This is a genomic window from Klebsiella sp. C349492, from assembly GCF_042055345.1.
In the GTDB taxonomy this organism is placed as follows: domain Bacteria; phylum Pseudomonadota; class Gammaproteobacteria; order Enterobacterales; family Enterobacteriaceae; genus Klebsiella; species Klebsiella scottii.
The window spans coordinates 113608-133130 of the sequence record NZ_JANQCE010000008.1 but is presented as its reverse complement, the minus strand read 5'-3'; the positions used below and the strand labels follow the sequence as shown (position 1 = coordinate 133130).

19 protein-coding genes are annotated in these 19523 nt (G+C 56.8%); 12 read left to right on the top strand and 7 right to left on the bottom strand.

Annotated features, from left to right (window positions below; genetic code table 11):
• Positions 1–46 precede the first annotated feature (46 nt).
• From murC to mutT, 9 genes are all read left to right on the top strand, one after another.
• Positions 47–1522: a UDP-N-acetylmuramate--L-alanine ligase gene (murC, locus tag NWP14_RS24225; RefSeq protein WP_095103772.1), complete on the top strand. Its 1476-nt coding sequence runs from the start codon at positions 47–49 to the stop codon at positions 1520–1522.
• Positions 1515–2435, top strand: coding sequence for a D-alanine--D-alanine ligase (locus NWP14_RS24220; RefSeq protein ID WP_095103770.1), 921 nt, complete (start codon positions 1515–1517; stop codon positions 2433–2435). Before murC ends, NWP14_RS24220 begins: the two co-directional genes overlap by 8 nt.
• Position 2436: 1 nt before the next feature.
• Positions 2437–3273: a cell division protein FtsQ gene (gene ftsQ, locus NWP14_RS24215; protein ID WP_095103769.1), complete on the top strand. Its 837-nt coding sequence runs from the start codon at positions 2437–2439 to the stop codon at positions 3271–3273.
• The gene (ftsA, locus tag NWP14_RS24210; protein WP_004857881.1) at positions 3270–4532 is read left to right on the top strand and encodes a cell division protein FtsA; all 1263 of its coding nucleotides are present in this window, start codon (positions 3270–3272) and stop codon (positions 4530–4532) included. The genes ftsQ and ftsA overlap by 4 nt, the downstream gene beginning before the upstream one ends.
• 62 nt (positions 4533–4594) lie before the next feature.
• A complete protein-coding gene (gene ftsZ / locus NWP14_RS24205) occupies positions 4595–5746 on the top strand; it encodes a cell division protein FtsZ (RefSeq protein ID WP_041144053.1) in 1152 nt (383 codons plus the stop codon).
• A gap of 100 nt (positions 5747–5846) precedes the next feature.
• Positions 5847–6764 carry a UDP-3-O-acyl-N-acetylglucosamine deacetylase gene (lpxC, locus tag NWP14_RS24200; RefSeq protein ID WP_095103768.1) on the top strand — a complete coding sequence of 306 codons (918 nt, stop codon included), beginning with the start codon at positions 5847–5849 and terminating at the stop codon, positions 6762–6764.
• Between the two features lie 250 nt (positions 6765–7014).
• Positions 7015–7509, top strand: a complete 495-nt coding sequence (gene secM / locus NWP14_RS24195) for a secA translation cis-regulator SecM (RefSeq protein ID WP_223261814.1) — start codon at positions 7015–7017, stop codon at positions 7507–7509.
• Between the two features lie 61 nt (positions 7510–7570).
• Positions 7571–10276, top strand: a complete 2706-nt coding sequence (secA, locus tag NWP14_RS24190; protein ID WP_095103765.1) for a preprotein translocase subunit SecA — start codon at positions 7571–7573, stop codon at positions 10274–10276.
• A gap of 58 nt (positions 10277–10334) precedes the next feature.
• Positions 10335–10730, top strand: coding sequence for an 8-oxo-dGTP diphosphatase MutT (gene mutT / locus NWP14_RS24185; protein ID WP_095103764.1), 396 nt, complete (start codon positions 10335–10337; stop codon positions 10728–10730).
• A 57-nt stretch (positions 10731–10787) separates the two neighbouring features.
• On the opposite strand, the gene yacG is transcribed toward mutT, so the two are convergent.
• Genes yacG through coaE form a run of 3 tightly spaced genes read right to left on the bottom strand, consistent with a single transcriptional unit; the run spans position 10788 to position 12355 of the window.
• Complete coding sequence (gene yacG / locus NWP14_RS24180; RefSeq protein WP_041144058.1) at positions 10788–10982, bottom strand: DNA gyrase inhibitor YacG; 195 nt, start codon at positions 10980–10982, stop codon at positions 10788–10790.
• Between the two features lie 9 nt (positions 10983–10991).
• Positions 10992–11735: a cell division protein ZapD gene (gene zapD, locus NWP14_RS24175; RefSeq protein WP_095103763.1), complete on the bottom strand. Its 744-nt coding sequence runs from the start codon at positions 11733–11735 to the stop codon at positions 10992–10994.
• Positions 11735–12355 (bottom strand): dephospho-CoA kinase, encoded by a 621-nt coding sequence (gene coaE, locus NWP14_RS24170; RefSeq protein WP_346430398.1) that lies wholly within the window; start codon positions 12353–12355, stop codon positions 11735–11737. The genes zapD and coaE overlap by 1 nt, the downstream gene beginning before the upstream one ends.
• 346 nt (positions 12356–12701) lie before the next feature.
• On the opposite strand from coaE, the gene NWP14_RS24165 reads away from it, so the two are divergent.
• Entirely contained in the window at positions 12702–13745 is a 1044-nt protein-coding gene (locus NWP14_RS24165) for a GMP reductase (RefSeq protein ID WP_375216118.1), read from the top strand.
• A 34-nt stretch (positions 13746–13779) separates the two neighbouring features.
• Here the strand turns inward: NWP14_RS24165 and hofC are convergent, their stop codons facing one another.
• The 4 genes from hofC to nadC all read right to left on the bottom strand — a co-directional run bounded on the left by hofC (position 13780) and on the right by nadC (position 17882).
• Entirely contained in the window at positions 13780–14985 is a 1206-nt protein-coding gene (gene hofC / locus NWP14_RS24160; RefSeq protein WP_375216117.1) for a protein transport protein HofC, read from the bottom strand.
• Positions 14975–16363 carry a type II secretion system protein GspE gene (gene gspE, locus NWP14_RS24155; RefSeq protein ID WP_331834566.1) on the bottom strand — a complete coding sequence of 463 codons (1389 nt, stop codon included), beginning with the start codon at positions 16361–16363 and terminating at the stop codon, positions 14975–14977. The genes hofC and gspE overlap by 11 nt, the downstream gene beginning before the upstream one ends.
• A gap of 10 nt (positions 16364–16373) precedes the next feature.
• Complete coding sequence (gene ppdD / locus NWP14_RS24150) at positions 16374–16805, bottom strand: prepilin peptidase-dependent pilin (protein ID WP_095103754.1); 432 nt, start codon at positions 16803–16805, stop codon at positions 16374–16376.
• A 183-nt stretch (positions 16806–16988) separates the two neighbouring features.
• Positions 16989–17882: a carboxylating nicotinate-nucleotide diphosphorylase gene (gene nadC / locus NWP14_RS24145; RefSeq protein WP_331834567.1), complete on the bottom strand. Its 894-nt coding sequence runs from the start codon at positions 17880–17882 to the stop codon at positions 16989–16991.
• A 224-nt stretch (positions 17883–18106) separates the two neighbouring features.
• Between nadC and ampD the strand changes: the two genes are divergently transcribed.
• Positions 18107–18670 (top strand): 1,6-anhydro-N-acetylmuramyl-L-alanine amidase AmpD, encoded by a 564-nt coding sequence (gene ampD, locus NWP14_RS24140; RefSeq protein ID WP_095103750.1) that lies wholly within the window; start codon positions 18107–18109, stop codon positions 18668–18670.
• Complete coding sequence (gene ampE / locus NWP14_RS24135) at positions 18667–19521, top strand: beta-lactamase regulator AmpE (protein ID WP_095103748.1); 855 nt, start codon at positions 18667–18669, stop codon at positions 19519–19521. Before ampD ends, ampE begins: the two co-directional genes overlap by 4 nt.
• Positions 19522–19523 lie beyond the last annotated feature (2 nt).

Sequence of the window (19523 nt, the reverse complement as noted above, 5' to 3'; positions counted from 1 at the left end):
CGCGGTGAATCCCACCGCCCGAATAGAGAAGTTGATGGCGTAAAGAATGAATACACAAGATTTGGCAAAACTGCGTTCCATAGTGCCCGAGATGCGTCGCGTCCGGCACATTCACTTTGTTGGCATTGGCGGTGCCGGTATGGGCGGTATTGCCGAAGTTCTGGCCAACGAAGGCTACCAGATTTCCGGCTCCGACCTGGCGCCGAATCCGGTTACGCAACAGCTGGCTAAACTTGGCGCCACGATCTATTTCAACCATCGCCCTGAAAACGTGCGTGATGCCAGCGTGGTGGTGGTTTCCAGCGCAATCTCTGCGGACAATCCGGAGATTGTTGCCGCGCATGAAGCGCGTATTCCGGTTATCCGCCGCGCGGAGATGCTGGCGGAGCTGATGCGTTTTCGCCACGGCATCGCTATCGCCGGCACGCACGGTAAAACCACGACCACCGCGATGGTCTCCAGTATTTATGCCGAGGCTGGCCTCGATCCTACCTTCGTCAACGGTGGGTTGGTCAAAGCGGCCGGCGTTCATGCCCGTCTTGGGCATAGCCGTTATCTGATTGCGGAAGCGGATGAGAGCGACGCTTCGTTCCTGCATCTGCAGCCGATGGTTGCCATTGTGACCAATATCGAAGCCGATCACATGGATACCTACCACGGTGATTTTGAAAACTTAAAGCAGACGTTCGTTAACTTCCTGCACAACCTGCCGTTCTACGGACGCGCGGTGATGTGCGTGGACGACCCGGTCATTCGTGAGCTGCTGCCGCGCGTTGGCCGCCAGACGACGACCTACGGCTTTAGCGATGATGCCGACGTGCGTATTGAAGACTATCGCCAGCTTGGCGCGCAGGGCCATTTCCGCCTCGTGCGCCAGGACAAAGAGGTTATCCAGGTCACGCTAAACGCGCCGGGCCGCCATAATGCGCTGAATGCGGCGGCTGCCGTGGCGGTGGCGACGGAAGAGGGCATTGAAGACGACGCGATTCTGCGGGCGCTGGAAGCGTTCCAGGGCACCGGCCGTCGCTTTGATTTCCTTGGTGAATATCCGCTGGCTGAGGTCAACGGTAAAAGCGGCAGCGCGATGCTGATTGATGATTACGGTCATCACCCGACGGAAGTGGATGCGACCATTAAAGCGGCTCGCGCCGGCTGGCCGGATAAAAATCTGGTGATGCTGTTCCAGCCGCACCGCTTTACCCGTACGCGCGATCTGTACGACGATTTTGCCAACGTGCTGACTCAGGTCGATGCGCTACTGATGCTGGACGTCTACTCCGCTGGCGAAGCGCCGATCCCGGGGGCGGATAGCCGCTCCCTGTGCCGCACTATTCGCGGTCGCGGCAAGGTGGACCCGATTCTGCTTTCCGACCCGGCCCAGGCGGCAGAGATGCTGGCTTCGGTGCTGACCGGGAACGACCTGGTGCTGGTGCAGGGCGCAGGAAATATAGGAAAAATTGCCCGCCACCTGGCTGAAATCAAACTCATGCCGCAAAAAGCGGGGGAGGAGCGCCGTGGCTGATAAAATCGCGGTTCTTTTCGGCGGGACCTCCGCCGAGCGAGAGGTATCGCTCAACTCCGGCGCGGCGGTGCTTGCCGGCCTGCGTGAGGGCGGCGTTGACGCCCATCCCGTCGACCCTCGCGATGTCGATATTACTCAGCTGAAGCAGCTGGGTTTTAAGAAAGCGTTTATTGCTTTGCACGGCCGCGGTGGGGAAGATGGAACGTTGCAGGGGCTGCTTGAGCTGATTCAACTGCCTTATACCGGCAGCGGCGTGATGGCTTCGGCAATCTCAATGGATAAAGTGCGCAGTAAATTACTGTGGCAGGGCGCGGGCTTACCCGTTGCTCCGTGGGTGGCGCTGACCCGTTCACAGTTCAACGCGGGCCTTACCGCAGAGGCCGCGCAGCAGATTACGGCGCTTGGCCTGCCGCTCATTATTAAGCCGAGTCGTGAAGGTTCAAGCGTCGGCATGTCGAAAGTAAGCGAAAGTTGTGAATTACACAATGCATTGGCGCTGGCTTTTCAGCATGATGATGAAGTTCTGATTGAGAAATGGCTCAGTGGACCAGAATTCACCGTTGCGATCGTCGGTGAAGAAATTTTACCGTCAATTCGTATCCATGTGGCTGGAACCTTCTATGATTATGAGGCGAAGTATCTCTCTGATGAGACGCAATATTTCTGTCCTGGTTGTGAGGAACCTGCCCGCGAGTCAGAAATTCAGGCCCTGGTACTGAAAGCCTGGAATGTTCTTGGCTGTAGCGGCTGGGGACGGATTGACGTGATGCTGGACAGCGATGGCCAGTTTTATCTGTTGGAAGCGAATACTTCCCCTGGCATGACCAGCCATAGCCTGGTGCCGATGGCGGCGCGTCAGGCGGGGATGAGCTTCTCACAGCTTGTTGTTCGAATTTTGGACCTGGCGGGGTGATATGTCGCAGGCTGCGCTGAATACGCGGAACCACGAAGAAGAAGAGGAAACGTCTTCTTCGCGCCGAAGTAATGGAACTCGTCTGGCGGGGATTTTCTTCCTGCTGGCGGTGCTGTGTACCGTATTGGTCAGCGGGTGGATGGTTCTGGGCTGGATGGAAGACGCACAGCGTTTACCGCTGTCCAAGATGGTGGTAACCGGTGAGCGTCACTACACGCGTAATGACGATATTCGCCAGGCAATTCTGGCGCTGGGTTCTCCTGGAACCTTTATGACTCAGGATGTGAATATTATCCAAAGTCAGATTGAGCGCCTGCCGTGGATTAAACAGGCGAGCGTCAGAAAGCAGTGGCCGGACGAATTGAAGATTCATCTGGTTGAATATGTGCCGATTGCGCGTTGGAATGATCAGCATATGGTAGACGTAGAAGGTAATTCTTTCAGCGTCCCGGCGGATCGCACCAATAAACAGAATTTACCGATGTTGTATGGCCCGGAAGGCAGCGAGAACGAAGTGTTGCAAGGATATCGCGACATGGGGCAGGTGCTGGCAAAGGATAAATTCACGTTGAAAGTGGCGGCGATGACCGCGCGTCGCTCCTGGCAGCTGACGCTTAATAACGATATTAAGCTCAACCTTGGCCGCGGCGACACCATGAAACGTCTTCAGCGCTTTATGGAACTTTACCCGGTTCTTCAGCAGCAGGCGCAGACCGATGGCAAACGGATAAGCTACGTTGATTTGCGCTATGACTCGGGCGCGGCGGTAGGCTGGGTGCCTGCTCCCGCTGAGGAAACTAATCAACAACAGAATCAGGCACAGGCAGAACAACAATGATCAAGGCGACGGACAGAAAGCTGGTAGTTGGACTGGAGATTGGCACCGCGAAGGTTGCCGCTTTAGTAGGGGAAGTTCTGCCCGACGGCGTGGTCAATATCATTGGCGTGGGCAGTTGCCCATCGCGTGGTATGGATAAAGGCGGGGTTAACGACCTGGAATCCGTGGTGAAATGCGTACAGCGCGCCATTGACCAGGCCGAACTGATGGCTGATTGCCAGATTTCGTCAGTGTACCTGGCGCTTTCAGGTAAACATATTAGCTGTCAAAATGAAATTGGGATGGTGCCGATTTCAGAAGAAGAGGTGACGCTGGACGACGTTGAGAACGTGGTGCATACCGCCAAGTCGGTCCGCGTACGCGATGAGCATCGCGTGCTGCACGTCATCCCGCAGGAGTACGCCATTGACTACCAGGAGGGGATTAAAAACCCGGTTGGCCTGTCTGGCGTTCGTATGCAGGCAAAAGTGCATTTGATTACCTGCCATAACGATATGGCAAAAAATATTGTTAAAGCGGTGGAGCGCTGCGGTCTGAAAGTGGACCAGCTCATTTTTGCCGGTTTAGCGGCCAGTTATTCCGTGTTGACGGAAGATGAACGTGAGCTTGGTGTCTGCGTTGTGGACATCGGCGGTGGTACAATGGATATCGCCGTGTATACCGGCGGCGCGCTGCGTCACACCAAAGTGATCCCGTACGCGGGCAACGTGGTAACCAGCGATATCGCCTACGCCTTCGGTACGCCGCCGAGCGATGCCGAAGCGATCAAGGTGCGCCACGGCTGCGCGCTGGGCTCAATCGTCGGTAAAGACGAAAACGTCGAAGTTCCGAGCGTAGGCGGACGCCCGCCGCGCAGCCTGCAGCGTCAGACGCTGGCAGAGGTTATTGAGCCGCGTTATACCGAACTGCTCAACCTGGTCAATGAAGAGATCCTGCAGCTGCAGGAGCAGCTCCGCCAGCAGGGCGTGAAGCACCATCTGGCTGCGGGGATTGTGTTAACCGGCGGCGCGGCGCAAATTGAAGGTCTCGCCGCCTGTGCGCAGCGGGTGTTCCATACGCAGGTGCGTATCGGTGCACCGCTGAACATTACCGGTTTAACGGATTATGCCCAGGAGCCGTATTATTCAACGGCGGTTGGGTTGCTGCACTACGGGAAGGAGTCTCATCTTAGTGGTGAAGCAGAAGTGGAAAAACGCGTAACTGCATCAGTTGGCTCGTGGATTAAGCGACTAAATAGCTGGCTGCGAAAAGAGTTTTAATTTTTTAAGAGAACGCAGAAAATTAGCGTTCTCAGGCGACAGGCACAAGACGGAGAGAAACTATGTTTGAACCAATGGAATTAACCAACGACGCGGTGATTAAAGTCATCGGCGTCGGTGGCGGCGGCGGTAATGCCGTAGAGCACATGGTGCGCGAGCGCATTGAAGGTGTTGAATTCTTCGCGGTGAACACCGATGCGCAGGCGCTGCGTAAAACGGCTGTTGGCCAGACTATTCAGATTGGTAGCGGTATTACCAAGGGGCTGGGCGCAGGCGCCAACCCGGAAGTCGGCCGCAATGCGGCGGATGAAGACCGTGAAGCGCTGCGTGCTGCTCTCGACGGCGCAGACATGGTGTTTATCGCGGCTGGTATGGGCGGCGGTACCGGTACCGGTGCGGCGCCTGTGGTAGCAGAAGTGGCGAAGGATCTGGGTATCCTGACCGTCGCGGTTGTGACTAAGCCCTTCAATTTTGAAGGCAAGAAGCGTATGGCTTTCGCCGAACAGGGGATCACCGAGCTCTCTAAGCACGTGGATTCACTGATCACTATCCCGAACGACAAGCTGCTGAAAGTTCTCGGCCGCGGCATTTCGCTGCTGGACGCCTTCGGCGCAGCAAACGACGTGCTGAAAGGCGCAGTGCAGGGGATCGCCGAGCTGATTACCCGTCCGGGTCTGATGAACGTCGACTTTGCGGATGTGCGCACCGTGATGTCCGAAATGGGCTATGCGATGATGGGCTCCGGCGTGGCGAGCGGTGAAGACCGTGCGGAAGAAGCGGCTGAAATGGCGATTTCTTCTCCGCTGCTGGAAGATATCGATCTGTCCGGCGCGCGCGGCGTTCTGGTCAACATCACCGCTGGCTTCGACCTGCGTCTGGATGAGTTCGAAACCGTAGGTAACACTATCCGTGCTTTCGCCTCGGATAACGCGACCGTGGTTATCGGTACTTCTCTGGATCCGGATATGAACGATGAGCTGCGCGTGACCGTTGTTGCTACCGGTATTGGCATGGACAAACGTCCGGAAATTACCCTGGTAACCAACAAGCAGGTTCAGCAGCCGGTAATGGATCGCTACCAGCAGCACGGTATGGCGCCATTGAATCAGGAGCAGAAACCGGCAGCGAAAGTGGTGAACGACAATACGCCGCAAACCGCGAAAGAGCCGGATTATCTGGATATCCCGGCCTTCCTGCGCAAGCAAGCTGATTAAGAATTGGCTGGAAGTTGGGCATCAGCGCTCTTTGTGCTAAACTGCCCGTCCGAAAGTGTTATACACTTCGGTTGGATAGGTAACTTGGCGAGATTATACGATGATCAAACAAAGGACTCTTAAACGTATCGTTCAGGCGACTGGCGTCGGTTTGCATACCGGCAAGAAAGTCACACTGACGTTACGACCTGCGCCGGCAAATACCGGGGTCATCTATCGTCGCACCGACTTGAATCCACCGGTTGATTTTCCGGCTGATGCCAAATCTGTGCGTGATACCATGCTCTGTACTTGCCTGGTGAACGAGCATGACGTGCGGATTTCAACAGTCGAGCACCTGAATGCCGCACTGGCTGGCCTGGGCATTGACAACATAGTTATTGAAGTCGATGCGCCGGAAATCCCGATTATGGACGGCAGTGCTGCTCCGTTCGTTTATCTGCTGCTGGATGCCGGCATCGATGAGCTGAACTGCGCCAAGAAATTTGTGCGCATTAAAGAGGCCGTTCGCGTCGAAGATGGCGATAAGTGGGCTGAGTTTAAGCCGTACAATGGTTTTTCGTTGGACTTCACCATCGATTTTAACCATCCGGCGATTGACTCAAGCAACCAGCGCTATGCGATGAACTTCTCTGCTGATGCATTTATGCGCCAGATTAGCCGTGCGCGTACCTTCGGTTTTATGCGTGATATCGAATATCTGCAGTCCCGCGGCCTGTGCCTGGGCGGCAGCTTCGATTGTGCCATCGTTGTTGACGATTATCGCGTACTGAACGAAGACGGCTTACGCTTTGAAGATGAGTTTGTCCGCCACAAAATGCTGGATGCGATTGGTGACCTGTTTATGTGTGGTCACAATATCATCGGCGCATTCACGGCGTTCAAATCAGGTCACGCGTTGAATAACAAACTGCTGCAGGCCGTTCTGGCAAAACAGGAAGCCTGGGAGTATGTGACCTTCGAAGACGAAGCAGAAATGCCGCTGGCATTCCGCGCACCATCAATGGTTATGGCGTAAGCCTGACCATTCAGTAAAATCGACTGGTAACCTGGTACTCTCTCCGGCCAGGGAGCCAGTCGTTTTTCTTTTTTACCTTCCGGTTCTCATTTCACCCCGATTCAACGATCGCTGACACCGCGCGTTCGCTGCTTAATTGACCGCTTTTACCTCCGCAAAGCTTTCATTCCTGCTGCCGTGACGCGGTATTAATGGTAATATTTGGGCGCAAAATTATTTCCTGGGGTTGCTTCAACTAAAGGTAATGGACGTGAGTGGATTGCTGACGCGCTGGCGACAGTTTGGCAGACGGTATTTCTGGCCGCATCTCCTGTTGGGGATGGTCGCGGCTAGCTTTGGCCTGCCTGCGTTAAGCAATAGTCACGAAACGGCATCGCCTGCGAAAGCAGCGGCCAGCAGCCACACGCCGAATAAAGTTAATTTCTCCCAGCTGGCGCTTCTGGATGCCAGCCGCCGGCCAAACTTTACCGTCGATTACTGGCATCAGCACGCCATCCGCACGGTTATTCGTCATCTGTCATTTGCCATGGCGCCTCAGGCGCTGCCGGTTGCGGAAGAATCTTCGCCATTACAGGCGCAGCATCTGGCCCTGCTCGATACGCTCAGCGCGCTGCTGACGCAGGAAAGCAAGCCGCCGGTCATTGTGCGTCAGGCGGCATACAACCCCTCCCATCGCGCCTTTTGCGTCTCCGTCTGGATTAGCCAGGTCACCGGGATACGCGCCGGGCCGCAACGCCTCAGCTGAACTAAAAACGGATCATTCTATTTTTTGTGACTCCGCATCGCGGGGCGTTTGAGATTTTATTATGCTAATCAAATTATTAACTAAAGTTTTCGGTAGCCGTAACGATCGTACATTGCGCCGCATGCGCAAAGCTGTGACGCTGATTAATTCCATGGAACCTGACATGGAGAAGCTTTCTGATGATCAGCTGAAGGCTAAAACAGAAGAGTTCCGCGCGCGTCTGGCGAAGGGCGAAAGCGTAGAAAGCCTGATCCCGGAAGCCTTTGCCGTGGTACGTGAAGCCAGTAAGCGCGTATTCGGTATGCGTCACTTTGACGTACAGCTGCTGGGCGGCATGGTGCTCAATGAGCGCTGCATTGCAGAAATGCGTACCGGTGAAGGTAAAACGCTGACCGCTACCCTCCCGGCCTATCTGAACGCGCTGTCAGGTAAAGGCGTTCACGTCGTGACCGTCAACGACTACCTGGCGCAGCGTGATGCTGAAAACAACCGTCCGCTGTTTGAGTTCCTCGGTATGACCGTTGGTATCAATATGTCGGGCCTGCCTGCTCCGGCCAAACGTGAAGCTTACGCCGCCGATATCACCTACGGCACCAACAACGAATACGGCTTCGACTATCTGCGCGATAACATGGCGTTCAGTCCGGAAGAGCGCGTACAGCGTAAGCTGCACTATGCGCTGGTGGATGAGGTGGACTCCATCCTGATCGATGAAGCGCGTACGCCGCTGATCATTTCCGGCCCGGCTGAAGACAGCTCGGAAATGTACAAGAAAGTGAACAAGATCATTCCTCATCTGGTGCGCCAGGAAAAAGAGGACTCCGATACCTTTACCGGTGAAGGCCACTTCTCGGTAGATGAGAAAGCGCGTCAGGTGAACCTGACCGAACGCGGGCTGGTCCTGATTGAAGAGCTGCTGGTGAACGAAGGCATTATGGACGAAGGCGAATCTCTGTATTCACCGACTAACATTATGCTGATGCACCACGTGACCGCGGCGCTGCGTGCGCACGTGCTGTTCACCCGCGACGTTGACTACATCGTAAAAGATGGCGAAGTCATTATTGTCGATGAGCATACCGGTCGTACCATGCAGGGGCGTCGCTGGTCAGACGGTCTGCACCAGGCCGTCGAAGCCAAAGAAGGCGTTGATATCCAGAACGAGAACCAGACGCTGGCGTCCATCACCTTCCAGAACTACTTCCGTCTGTACGAGAAGCTGGCGGGGATGACCGGTACTGCGGATACCGAAGCGTTCGAATTCAGCTCTATCTATAAGCTGGATACCGTAGTGGTACCGACCAACCGTCCGATGATCCGTAAGGATATGGCGGATCTGGTCTATATGACCGAAGCAGAAAAAATTCAGGCGATTATCGAAGATATCAGAGAGCGTACTGCCGCCGGTCAGCCGGTTCTGGTAGGTACGATTTCTATCGAAAAATCCGAAGTGGTTTCGCAAGAGCTGACCAAAGCGGGCATCAAACACAATGTCCTGAACGCGAAGTTCCACGCCAGTGAAGCGGATATCGTGGCTCAAGCCGGCTACCCGGCCGCGGTGACCATCGCCACCAACATGGCCGGTCGTGGTACGGATATCGTGCTGGGCGGCAGCTGGCAGGCGGAAGTCGCCGCGCTGGAAGACCCGACTCCAGAGCAGATCGCTCAAATCAAAGCCGACTGGCAGGTGCGTCACGAAGCGGTGCTGGCCTCCGGTGGTTTACACATTATCGGTACCGAGCGCCATGAATCTCGCCGTATCGATAACCAGCTGCGCGGTCGTTCAGGTCGTCAGGGCGATGCCGGTTCTTCTCGTTTCTATCTGTCGATGGAAGATGCCCTGATGCGCATTTTTGCCTCTGACCGCGTGTCCGGCATGATGCGTAAGCTGGGGATGAAGCCGGGCGAAGCGATTGAGCACCCGTGGGTCACCAAAGCTATCGCCAACGCGCAGCGCAAGGTTGAAAGCCGTAACTTTGATATTCGTAAGCAGCTGCTGGAATATGATGACGTGGCTAACGATCAGCGTCGCGCCATCTACAGCCAGCGTAACGAACTGCTGGACGTATCTGATGTGAGCGAAACCATCAACAGCATTCGCGAAGACGTTTTCAAAACAACTATCGATGCGCACATTCCGCCGCAGTCGCTGGAGGAAATGTGGGATGTCGAAGGCCTGCAGGAACGTCTGAAAAACGACTTCGATCTCGATCTGCCGCTCAAGGAGTGGTTGGACAAAGAGCCTGAACTGCATGAAGAAACTCTGCGTGAGCGTATTCTGCAGAACGCGGTAGAAACCTATCAGCGTAAAGAAGAAGTCGTGGGTACCGAAATGATGCGTCATTTCGAAAAAGGCGTAATGCTGCAGACGCTGGACTCCCTGTGGAAAGAGCATCTGGCGGCAATGGACTACCTGCGTCAGGGCATCCATCTGCGCGGCTACGCGCAGAAAGATCCTAAGCAGGAATACAAGCGTGAATCGTTCTCGATGTTTGCGGCGATGCTTGAATCCCTGAAGTATGAAGTGATCAGCACCCTGAGCAAGGTTCAGGTGCGGATGCCGGAAGAAGTTGAAGCGATGGAACAGCAGCGCCGCGAAGAGGCGGAGCGCCTCGCGCAGATGCAGCAGCTGAGCCATCAGGATGACGACACGGTAGCCGCAGCCGCACTGGCTGAGGAAACCGGCGAGCGTAAGGTTGGCCGTAACGATCCTTGCCCGTGTGGTTCCGGTAAGAAATATAAGCAGTGCCATGGTCGTCTGAGTTAAGCTCAGAGAATAAAAATGAAGGCGCAGATATCTGCGCCTTTTTTATGGAATTAACGCAATGAAAATACTGCAAATCTCAGTTGGCATCATCCGTAACCCGCAGGGTGAAATCTTTATTACCCAGCGCGCTGCCGATGCGCATATGGCAAATAAGCTCGAGTTTCCCGGTGGGAAAATTGAAGCGGGAGAGTCTGCCGAGCAGGCTTTAGCGCGTGAGCTGCAGGAAGAGGTTGGCATTACGGTACGCGCGTCCACTCTGTTTGATAAGCTGGAGTATCAGTTCCCCGATCGGCATATCACGCTATGGTTCTGGCTGGTTGATGACTGGGAAGGCGAGCCCTGGGGTAAAGAAGGGCAGCCGGGGCGCTGGATTGCCCAGCGTGCGCTGCTGGCCGAGGAGTTTCCGCCGGCTAACGAACCGATTATCAGCAAATTAGTGCAGTCCGCCCGCTGAGAAAATGGCCCGGACAAGACGCAACGTCATCTCCGGGATTTTCTCTGCCGCCAGACGCTACTGCTGCTGTTCGCTCCAGTCATCGGTATCGGACAGGTCGCCCGCGCTAGGAATGCGTTTTTCTTCCGCCGCCCATTCACCTAAGTCAATGAGCTGACAGCGTTTTGAGCAAAATGGCCGAAACGGGCTGTGCTCATTCCAGACCACGTTTTTACCGCAGGTCGGGCAGTTGACGATTGTCTCTTTCGACATGTTTTCTCCTTAACAACAGGCCAGTTCAAAATCAAAACGCTCGGGGACGATACCGAGTTCGCTGTCCAGCGGGAGAAAGCGAATGGCAAAGCGGCTTTTATGGCCAGAAATTTGCGGATACAGCTGGCTGGCAAGATCGAGGCGTAAACGCAGCAGATCGGCATCATCGCCATTATCCTGATAAAAACCGTTGAGGCTGGTCTGCTTGCGAAAGGGCGCGGAGTTGCGAATCAAATCGAGGATCAGCACCAGCGCCTGGGTGAGCGGCTGAAGGCTCACTAACCATCTGCCAACCTGCTCGTCGCGATACTCCTGAGGCATATGCAGCCAGATATGCAGCGTGGGCAGATCGAAACTACAGCAGCCGCCGGGAATGCTCAGACGCTGGCGAACCAGCGCAATTAAACGATCTTCACGCAGGAACTGGCCGATGCGCGGGGCAGACATTAACGCGCTGCCGGACTGCTTCAGCTGTTGGCGCAATTCGTCAATACGCCCGCGGTCGACGCCTGGCACTTCTGCCCAGGACTGCAGTTTACGCTGCTGCCGCTCGAGCTCTTTGAGCAGATCCGTGCGCACCTCGCCGCGTTCGAGGACATCCAGGAGATCGCCCGTATTGCGGAAAAAGTGGAGCGCGTCCGCGTAGGTGGCGAGCGTCGGATGCACGGACAGCTGTTGAATCAAAAACTCAATACGCAGCCAGGTGCGCATTTTCTCATTGAGGGGATGTTCAAATAGAACAGGGGTATGCATTACGATTTTTCCTGTGAGGCGGCCTGCGATGCCAGCATTAGATACTTTTCATGCAGGCGGGCGACATCCGATGCGATGGCATCCGGAGGGCCCATATTTTCAATGACATCATCCGCAGCGGCGAGGCGTTGCTCACGCGTCGCCTGGGCGGCAAGAATACGTTCTGCGTGCTCACGGCTGACCCGATCGCGCAGTATGGTTCGCTGTATTTGCGTCTCTTTTGGGACATCGACGACCAGCACGCGGTCAGCGTTGGCAGCGAGGTTGTTTTCGACCAGCAGGGGAACGACCCAGAGAACATAAGAAGAGGACGCCGCCTGCATTTGACGGCGGGTTTCCTGCTGAATGAGCGGGTGCAGCAGCGCGTTAAGCCAGGTTTTATCCTCGGCGTGAGCGAAAATGTGTTCCCGCAGGCTGCGGCGGTTCAGCGTGCCGTCATCGTTAATCATTTGTTGGCCGAAGCGAGCGGCAATCGCCAGTAGCGCGGGAGTTCCAGGTTCTACCACCTGACGGGCGATAACGTCGGCGTCAATAACGTTAACACCAAGGTGAGAAAATACATCGGCTACGGTGCTTTTGCCGCTACCGATGCCGCCCGTTAACGCTACCGTATACCTCATATACCCCGTTCCTGAAACTGATCATATACACATTGACTTTTCAGCAGCGCCCGCGCTTCACGAGCCGTGACTCTGCGGTGGGTGTCCCGTCAGGCTGCTTCAAGCCGGAAAGAGACTTTTACGACGGATACTGGATTGCTTTGTACATATAAATCAAATGGTTAAAAATGACGCTCTGGCCGTTGATTATCGCGTTCGCGCTTTTCTCAATCCACCAGGTAAATTTGTACGATTGTAGCGTAAAAAAAGTGAAAATCGCAGTCTTGCGCAGTCATGATTCGTGAGTATGATAACGTCACTGGAGTTGTGCTCTCACAATAATGCAATTAACCCCAGGAATTCGCACATGCGTATTGAAGAAGATCTGAAGCTTGGCTTTAAAGACGTTCTTATCCGCCCCAAGCGCTCTACCCTCAAAAGTCGTTCTGATGTTGAACTGGAACGCGAATTCACTTTTAAACATTCTGGCCTCTCCTGGTCCGGCGTGCCGATCATCGCAGCGAATATGGACACCGTCGGTACGTTTAGTATGGCAAAAGCGCTGGCTTCTTTCGGGATCCTCACTGCCGTACATAAACACTACACCGTAGAAGAGTGGCGCAGCTTTGTGCAGACCACTCCTGCCGATGTGCTGAAGTACGTCATGGTTTCTACCGGTACCTCGGATGTCGACTTCGAAAAAACCAAACAGATCCTGACGCAGAACCCGCAGCTCGGTTTCGTTTGCATTGACGTGGCAAACGGTTATTCCGAGCATTTCGTGCAGTTCGTGGCGAAAGCGCGCGAAGCCTGGCCGCTGAAAACGATCTGTGCGGGTAACGTCGTGACCGGCGAAATGTGCGAAGAGCTGATTCTTTCCGGCGCGGATATCGTGAAGGTCGGCATCGGTCCGGGTTCCGTTTGTACTACCCGCGTGAAAACCGGCGTTGGCTACCCGCAGCTCTCTGCGGTTATCGAATGCGCCGATGCGGCTCATGGCCTTGGCGGTCAGATCGTCAGCGATGGCGGATGCACCACGCCAGGCGACGTAGCGAAAGCCTTCGGCGGCGGCGCTGATTTCGTCATGCTGGGCGGTATGCTGGCAGGCCACGAAGAGAGCGGCGGCACCGTTGTTGAAGAGAACGGCGAGAAGTTTATGCTGTTCTACGGTATGAGCTCTGAATCCGCCATGACCCGTCATGTGGGCGGCGTTGCGCAGTACCGCGCTGCGGAAGGTAAAACCGTTAAGCTGCCCCTGCGCGGCCCGGTTGATAATACCGCCCGCGATATCCTCGGCGGCCTACGTTCCGCCTGCACCTATGTCGGCGCATCTCGTCTGAAAGAGCTGACCAAACGCACAACCTTTATTCGCGTACAGGAACAAGAGAACCGCGTGTTCAACAGCCTGTAATGCCGTTTTGCTGGCGCACCTCCTGCGCCAGCCGCTATCCCCCCATTCCGCTAATGGCGTCGCCCAGATGAAAAATGGGTAAATACATCGCCACCACCAGTACGCCAACAACGGCGCCGGTTATCAGCAGCAGCATCGGTTCAAGCAGCGTGGCCAGGCCTTCTGCCTGACGGTGCGTGCGTTCGCTATGATGGCGGGCAAGGTTCTCCAGCATGATATCCAGCGATCCTGAAGCCTCCCCGGTGCGGATGAGCTGCAGGCATAGCGGGGTAAATCCTCCACTGTTCGCCAGCGCCTGCCAGATGGCGGTCCCGTGGGCAATCTGAGTATTAACCTGATGGATCCTCTGGCGCCAAAGCGGGCAGCTTAACGTCTCTTCTACGCTTTCCAGGCCCTGCATAAAGCTGATGCCGGCGCTCTGCGTGAGGGTTAAAACGGTAAATATCTGGCTGAGCCGCTGTCCCCCTATCAGCTTTCCGACTACCGGCAAAGCGTGAAGCAGCCTTTGCCGCCGTAGTAGCCAGGAAGGGCGACGTTGGGCCAGCTGGTTGAGGAGAAACGGCAATATCGCCATCAACAGCAGCAGCGGCCAACGGTTGCTGAGGCTTTCTCCGGCGCTTATCACTACTTTGGTCAACAGAGGGAGCGGCGTGTTGAACGTCTGGTAGATAGCGGCAAACTCCGGCAGGACAAAGGTGAGCATGCCCATCACCACCAGCAGCGCCAGCAGCAGAATGACCAGCGGATAGCGCAGCGCCTTTTTGACCTTTTCGCTCAGCTGCAGCTGCTCCCGCTGCTGGCGAGCCAGATGAAAGCAGCAAAGATCCAGTTTACCGGTAAGCTCACCGGTGCGGATCATGGCCAGATAGAGCGGAGGAAACGCCTGCGGCCATCTTTCCAGCGCGCTGGAAAGCGGGATGCCCTGCGCAAGGTCCCGAGCCAGCGTTCGCAGAAGCGCCTGCCACTGCGCGCCCTGCTGCTGCTGTGCCAGCAGCTCTAACCCCTCGGCCAGAGGCAGCCCCGCCTGCAGGAGGGTCGCCAGCTGATGGATAATCTGGCCGCTGTAGCGCGGGTGCCACAGCGAGCTGCGTACCGCGCAGCGGCGGAGCGCGAGGGGGATAATCCGTTCATGCTGCAGCGCCTGAATAACCTCCAGGCGGGAGCTTTTCCACAGCGAGCCCTGGCAGGGCGATCCTTCGGGATCAAGCCCGCGCCAGCGCCAAAGGCGTTCAGTCGCCATGGGGGAGCCCCAGCACGCGGACCACCTCTTCAAAACAGGTGAGCCCCTGCTCAATGGCCAGGCAGCCGCTTTCAAACAGCGTCATCATTCCGGCTTCACGCGCCAGAGATTCAATCTCCACCGCGCTCAGCCCCTGGGAAATAGCCTGCTGCAGCGCGGCGCCTATCGGGAGCACCTCAAATAGCGCCAGGCGCCCATAGTAGCCGTGATAGCAGTGCCGACAGCCCGTAGCCTGCCAGCGGGGAAGCCGACGCGGCCACAGGCTGTGCGGCACGTCAATGCCGCCTGCACCTTCCCGACGGCAGCGTGGGCAGAGCCTGCGCACCAGGCGCTGAGCAATGACCAGCGATAGCGCGGATGAGAGCATCCAGCAGGCAATTCCCATTTGCTGCAGGCGAATAAGCGTTTCGCTGGTCGAGTTAGTGTGCAGCGTCGAGAGCACGAGGTGCCCGGTTTGCGCCGCTTTGATCGCGATTTCTGCCGTTTCCGCATCGCGTATTTCGCCAACCATAACAATGTCCGGGTCCTGGCGCAGCAGCGCGCGCAGGACGCTGTTAAAGGTTAATCCGGATCGCGGGTTGATCTGCGTTTGATTCATGCCGGCAATGGGAATTTCCAGCGGGTCCTCTACGCTGCAAATATTAACCTCATCGCGGTTTCTCTTCTGTAGGGCGCTGTAGAGCGTGATGGTCTTACCGCTGCCGGTTGGGCCGGTGACCAGCAGAAGCCCCTGGGGCTGATTGAGCGCGGAGCCAAAGGCGGCAAGCTGCTCTGAGGAGAGGCCGAGCGCCTCGAGGTCCAGCGCCTGTTCCACCTGATGCAGCAGGCGCAGGACGATCTTCTCACCGTAACGGCAGGGCAGAGTGGCGATGCGAAATGACACCGATTGTCCCGAGAGAGTCTGCGTAAACTGGCCGTCCTGCGGCAGGCGGTGTTCGGCAATATCCAGGTTCCCGAGCACCTTAAGTCGCGCCGTTATCGGCAGTGCCAGTTCGGCGGCAAGCGGCGCAAGCGGATGGAGCACCCCATCGACCCGCAGACGTATGCGCAGGTTATTTTCGCCAGGCTCGACGTGGATATCAGATGCGCGCTGGCGCAGCGCCTGCTCCAGAATCTGATTGACCTGTTCGATGACGCCCGTCGGTGCTTCGCCGCTGGCGGCAGATGGCCCGGGCTGTGCGGACGACTGCTGGCGCTGATTCATTTTTTCCTGGCTCCAGCACTCGATATCGATCCGCTTTTGCGTGGCGAAGCGCAGCGCTTCCATTAGCTCAGGCGGCGGAGAGTCTACCACCGCGATGGAGAGGGTTTGCTCATCGCTGTTAAGCAGCAGGGCGTGGTAGCGCTGGCAGAGGGCGATCAATTTTTCGGCTTTCATCGCGATGGCCTCAGTTAAAGCGGAATACGTCTTCACACGCCTGCTTGAGGGCGCTGCCGCTGGCGATGTCGCACTCTCTCTGCCAGCCGGTAATACCATTTGCGGTATCCCAGCCGGGCGTCATGGTGACGCGTAGCCCGTTCAGGCTTTCTTGCCCGCTAAGGGTGACGACGCCTTTAGCCACGGTCATTGCGGAAACGTAGCGCGTGGTGGCGGGAGAGGGAATGCCGTTGCTACCGCCATCGCAGCTTGTCAGGCCGCCGTGCTCAAGGGCGCATAGCTCAACCGCCGTGCGGTAGGGAATAAAGGTTTGCAGGACATCGGTCAGCGCCGCCTTGCGCAGATAGTTCTGGTAGGCGGGAATACCGATGGCGCTCAGAATGGCGATAATGCCAATCACCACCATGAGTTCGATAAGGGTAAAGCCACGTTGTCTGTCCATCGATTGCTCCTTGTTATCGTCGGGAGCACTGTGGCGGTCTGCGGGGAGGATGACGAGCGATAAATGAGCGCTCAGGAAACGGCTTCCCAGGCTTTCTTTACGCGTTACAGGGCGAGGGCAAAACGCTGAGATCGCCCTCGCAAAGCGTGCGCCCCGGCAGGCGATCCATGCCGGGGCGGAGCGTTAGCGGAAACGCATTGACAGGTCGAGCGCGCGGACGTGTTTGGTCAGGGCGCCAACGGAGATGTAATCGACGCCGGTTTCGGCAAATTCACGGATAGTATCGAAGGTGACGTTGCCGGAAACTTCCAGCGCGGCCTGGCCGTTGGTACGCTTCACCGCTTCGCGCATCAGGTCGGGGGTGAAGTTATCGAGCATGATGATATCAGCTCCGGCTTTCAGGGCTTCATCCAGCTCATCAAGGGATTCAACCTCAACTTCTACCGGCACGTCCGGATGCAGCCAGAAGGCCTTCTCGATGGCCTGGCGCACGGAGCCGGAGGCAATAATGTGGTTCTCTTTGATCAGGAAGGCATCGAACAGCCCCAGGCGATGGTTTGCGCCGCCTCCGCACAGTACGGCGTATTTCAGCGCGGTGCGCAGGCCGGGCAGCGTTTTACGGGTATCGAGCAGCTGGGTTTTGGTGCCCGCCAGCAGATCCACGTAGCGGCGCACCTCGCTGGCGACCCCGGATAGGGTCTGCACGAAGTTCAGCGCGGTGCGCTCGCCGGTCAGAAGAAGGCGGGAAGGGCCCTGCAGCTCAAACAGCGGCTGATCCGCCTTGACCGCGTCGCCATCTTCAACCAGCCAGGTGACGCTGACGTCGTCGCCGGCCAGCTGAATAAAGACCTCTTCCACCCAGCGTTTGCCGCAGAACACGCCGTCTTCGCGGGTAATGACAACCGCGTGCGAGCGTGCGCTTTCCGGCAATAATTGCGCGCTAATATCGTTGTTAGCGTCAACTTCGCCGCCTAAATCTTCGCGCAGGGACTGGGCTACTGCATCGGTAATATCGAGGTTAATGCGTTCCAGCAGCGCGTCACGGCGGCGGTCGGGGTTGTAGCGACGAGGCGACATGATAAAGCTCCAGATAGATAAGATTCAGAAGTGGGAAACATGCTAACCTGAACGGCGTTTCTACACCATATACTCTTCATCCTTCAGGCTATTGCCGCGTTGGCGTGCCTGCGTTGTAGAGGTGGAGGCGCGGCGATCGGCCCCGAACGAATTTGTGTATGATAATCGGCATCCTTGGGCCATGGGCGGCCCGGGAGCATGCGTTAGTGAAAGGAGACTCCGCAATGCAGTTGAACGGAGGATGGCTGGTGGGCGCGCGTCGGGTTCCTTCGCCGCACCATGATTGCCGCCCGGATGATGAAACCCCCTCCCTGCTGGTGGTGCATAATATTAGCCTGCCGCCGGGTGAATTTGGCGGTCCGTGGATTGACGCTCTGTTCAGCGGCACGCTCGATCCCAACGCGCATCCTTTTTTTGCCGGGATCGCTCAGCTACGGGTTTCGGCACATTGTCTGATTCGCCGCGACGGTGAAATCGTGCAGTATGTGCCTTTCGATAAGCGCGCGTGGCATGCCGGCGTATCCTGCTATCAGGGGCGTGAGCGCTGCAACGACTTCTCTATTGGTATTGAGCTGGAAGGAACGGATACGCTGGCTTATACCGATGCGCAGTATCAGCAGCTGGCCGCGGTTACGCGGCAGCTGACCGCGCTGTATCCGGCTATCGCTGAAAACATGACCGGCCATAGCGATATCGCGCCGGTGCGTAAAACGGATCCCGGCCCGGCGTTTGACTGGGCAAAATTTCGCGGTCTGTTGACCGCTTCGTCAGATAAGGAGATGCCATGACGTTATTTTCTACGCTGCTGGTTCTCATCGCCGAACGCCTGTTTAAGCTGGGCGAGCACTGGCAGCTCGATCATCGCCTTGAGGTTCTGTTCCGTCGCGTGAAGCACTTCTCGCTGTTCGGCACGCTGCTGATGGCGGCGGTGGCGATGGTTGCGGTGTACATTATTCAGAGCCTGCTGCACGGCGTGCTGTTTAACGTCCCGCTGCTGGTGTTCTGGATCCTGCTTGGTCTGCTGTGCATTGGCGCCGGCAAAGTCCGCCTGCACTATCACGCCTACCTGAAGGCCGCTTCCCGCAATGATAAGCATGCCTGCGATGCGATGGCCAGCGAGCTGACGCTTATCCACGGCGTCCCGCCGGGCTGCGACAACCGTGAATACCTCAGCGAACTGCAGAATGCGCTGCTGTGGATCAACTACCGCTATTACCTTGCGCCGCTGTTCTGGTTTGTGGTCGGCGGGCCGTGGGGCCCGATCACGCTGATTGGCTATAGCGTCCTGCGTGCATGGCAGTCGTGGCTGGCCCGCTATCAAACGCCGCACCATCGTTTGCAGTCAGGGATTGATGGCATTTTGCACGTCGTGGACTGGGTGCCGGTGCGGCTGGTAGGCGTGGTTTACGCGCTGGTTGGTCACGGCGAGAAGGCGCTACCCGCGTGGTTCGCCTCGCTGGGCGATCGCCATTCGTCGCAGTATCAGGTACTGACGCGTCTGGCGCAGTTCTCGCTCGCCCGTGAGCCGCATGTCGATAAGGTCGAGACGCCGAAGGCGGCCGTTTCAATGGCCAAGAAAACGTCGCTGGTGGTGGTGGTGATTATGGCCCTGCTGACGATTTACGGAACGCTGATTTAAGT